This window comes from Desulfobacter sp., assembly GCF_050177295.1.
In genome coordinates, this window is the sequence record NZ_JBFXHE010000531.1 from 1 (window position 1) to 2,628 (window position 2,628).

The 2,628-nt window shown below is 53.4% G+C and carries 4 protein-coding genes; all 4 read left to right on the plus strand.

Annotated features, from left to right (window positions below; all coding sequences use genetic code 11):
* Positions 1–1,072, plus strand: a 1,072-nt coding sequence (locus AB7U36_RS22180) for a thiamine pyrophosphate-dependent enzyme (RefSeq protein WP_428161775.1), incomplete at its 5' end; no start/stop codon positions are given.
* A 19-nt stretch (positions 1,073–1,091) separates the two neighbouring features.
* Positions 1,092–1,691 carry an indolepyruvate oxidoreductase subunit beta gene (locus AB7U36_RS22185; RefSeq protein ID WP_428161776.1) on the plus strand — a complete coding sequence of 200 codons (600 nt, stop codon included), beginning with the start codon at positions 1,092–1,094 and terminating at the stop codon, positions 1,689–1,691.
* Positions 1,692–1,758: 67 nt separating this feature from the next.
* Positions 1,759–2,220 carry a type II 3-dehydroquinate dehydratase gene (gene aroQ, locus AB7U36_RS22190; RefSeq protein ID WP_428161777.1) on the plus strand — a complete coding sequence of 154 codons (462 nt, stop codon included), beginning with the start codon at positions 1,759–1,761 and terminating at the stop codon, positions 2,218–2,220.
* A 2-nt stretch (positions 2,221–2,222) separates the two neighbouring features.
* On the plus strand, positions 2,223–2,628 hold a 406-nt coding region (locus AB7U36_RS22195; RefSeq protein WP_428161778.1), incomplete at its 3' end, for a TatD family hydrolase.

A 2,628-nucleotide genomic window follows, 5' to 3' on the forward strand; every position in this document is an offset into this window, starting at 1 on the left:
AGACCTGGGTATTGAATCAAAGGTCAGGATTCTTCGGCCGGGATTTTCCAATCCCCTGCCCAAGGAGAAGATAAAAGCTTTTTTAGGCAGCTGCGAAAAGGTGCTGGTCATCGAAGAGGGCGAACCGTTCATGGAAGAGGCTGTCAAGGCCTGTGCCCAGGAAGCGGGCCTTGTCATTCCCATCCAGGGAAAGGCAGAGGGGCTGTTTACACCCCTGGGGGAATTTCATCCAGCCATGGTCCGGGAGAAGATCGCGGCCTTTTTCGGTATAGATTATACCCCGGCCCCAAAGATGGATACCTCTGATGTGCCGGAAATTGCCAACCGTCCCCCAAATCTTTGCTCCGGATGCTCCCACAGGGCCACCTTCTACGCCATTAAAAAGGCTGCTGAAGGGCTGGATGTCATCCACCCCAGTGATATCGGCTGCTATACGTTAGGCTTTATGCCGCCGTTGTCCATTGGGGATTTTGTGGTCTGCATGGGCGGGTCGGTGAGTACCTCCTGCGGTTTCAGCAAGGCCACGGACCAGAAGGTGGTCAGCGTAATCGGCGACTCCACTTTTTTTCATTCTGGCATTACAGGCCTTGTCAATGCCGTGTTCAACCGCCACAACTTCACCCTGGTGATCCTTGAAAACGGCATCACCGCCATGACCGGCCATCAGCCCCATCCGGGCGTGGACATGGAACTGATGGGCATGTCCGGGTACGGACGGGTGGATATTGAAAATTTGGTCAAAGCCCTGGGTGTGGCGCATGTTTCCGTGATCAAACCCTTTCAGGTGAAAAAGAGCATTGAGACCCTTAAAGAGGCCATGGCCTTTGACGGCGTATCCGTTGTCATCTCCAAAGAGCCCTGTATCCTCTGGGCCAAGAGCATTAAACTGAAAAAACCCAGAGCGTTTGAGGTGACAGACAAATGCAAAGACCACAAGGATTGCATCAACGGGATCGCCTGTCCGTCCTTTTACATTGAAGCGGGCCGGGTGAAAATTGATGCAGATACCTGTGTGGGCTGTGCGTTGTGCGCCCAGATCTGTCCTGAAAACGCCATCCGCCCATTGAAATAGACAAGGAGATAAATTGGATATGAAAACATTAAGAATGGTCATCGTTGCAGTTGGCGGACAGGGCAATCTTCTGGCATCCAAGGTCCTGGGCGAGGCAGCCCTTATTGAAGGGGTGGAGGTGAGAATGAGCGAGATCCACGGCATGGCCCAGCGCGGCGGTGTGGTGGAGTCCGCCATTGTTTTCGGTGATGCCTCGTCCTCCATTATTTCCGACGGGGAAGCCGACATCCTGCTGGGATTTGAACCGGCTGAAACCCTGCGCGCCATTGGCCGGTGTTCTGCCCATACAAAAGTGATTACCAATACGGCCACCCTGCCGCCTTTTACCGTGGGCATCGGCAAAGGGGCTTACCCCGGGGTGGATGAAATCAAACGGGTGCTCAAGGAGAAGACCGCCGGCCTTGTGGCCATAGACGCCATGGCATTGGCCCGTAAAGCAGGCTCTCCCATGAGTGTGAATATTGTGCTGTTGGGTGCCTTGATCCAGACTGGTGCCCTGGGATTTTTAAAGGAAAACGTCAAAGAAGCGATCAAGCGCAGGATTAAACCGGCGCTTGTCGAGATGAACCTGAATGCCTTTGATCTGGGATTTGAGGCTGCCGCCAGCAGCCTTGCATAACTGAAAACTGCCTTTGCTCCGGGATGGGTATTCTATCCCGGACCCAAAGGCGGTCAGGGAGAAAAGAATGAAAACACGGAAACAGACAACATCCGGCATGATTCATGTCATCAATGGTCCCAATTTGGACATGCTGGGAAAAAGGGAGCCCGATATTTACGGGGCGCTTACCCTTGATCAGATCAACGGGGAACTCAAAGCCCGGGCAGAGACATTGGGACTTTCCCTGAATTTCTTTCAATCCAATCACGAAGGCATGATTCTGGATTACATCCATCTCACGTTTGAACGGGACCCTGCCGGTGTGATCATCAATCCGGGTGCGCTGACCCATACCTCAGTGGCCCTGCGCGATGCACTGTCCATGCTGTCCTGCCCCATTGTGGAGGTGCATCTGTCCAACATCCACAAGCGCGAAACCTTTCGCCACACCTCCATGATTGCCGATATTGCCACAGGCCAGCTCACCGGGTTTGGTCACTATGGCTACCGCATGGCCCTTGATTTTCTTCACTCCCTGTCCAGCTAAACATGACCGGGTTTGTTGACGTTCATACCCATCTGCATGATCCAAGGATAGTTGACAATGCCCCGGATATTGTTTTGCGTGCCCAGGCAGCCGGGGTGGTGAAAATAGCCACCTGCGCCACCATGGAAGAAAATTTTGGGATTACAGCCGAATTGTCGGAAAAGTTTTCCTGCGTTTTGCCCTGTTTGGGGATTCACCCCTGGTTTCTGGATACCCTAAGCCCGGACTGGGCCCGGAATCTGGGCCAATGGCTGGAAAAAATACCCGCCGGGGTAGGGGAGACCGGGCTTGATTTCATGGACAAAGGCGCTGACCGGGATCTTCAGATTCAGGTTTTTAAAACCCATCTGGCCCTGGCCTGTGATTTGAATCGTCCCATTAACATCCATATCCGCAAAGCCTGGGACG

Excerpts from the sequence above, each read along its gene's own strand:
- AB7U36_RS22185 (WP_428161776.1), top strand. The coding sequence starts at position 1,092 with ATGAAAACATTAAGAATGGTCATCGTTGCAGTTGGCGGACAGGGCAAT.
- aroQ (WP_428161777.1), top strand. The coding sequence starts at position 1,759 with ATGAAAACACGGAAACAGACAACATCCGGCATGATTCATGTCATCAAT.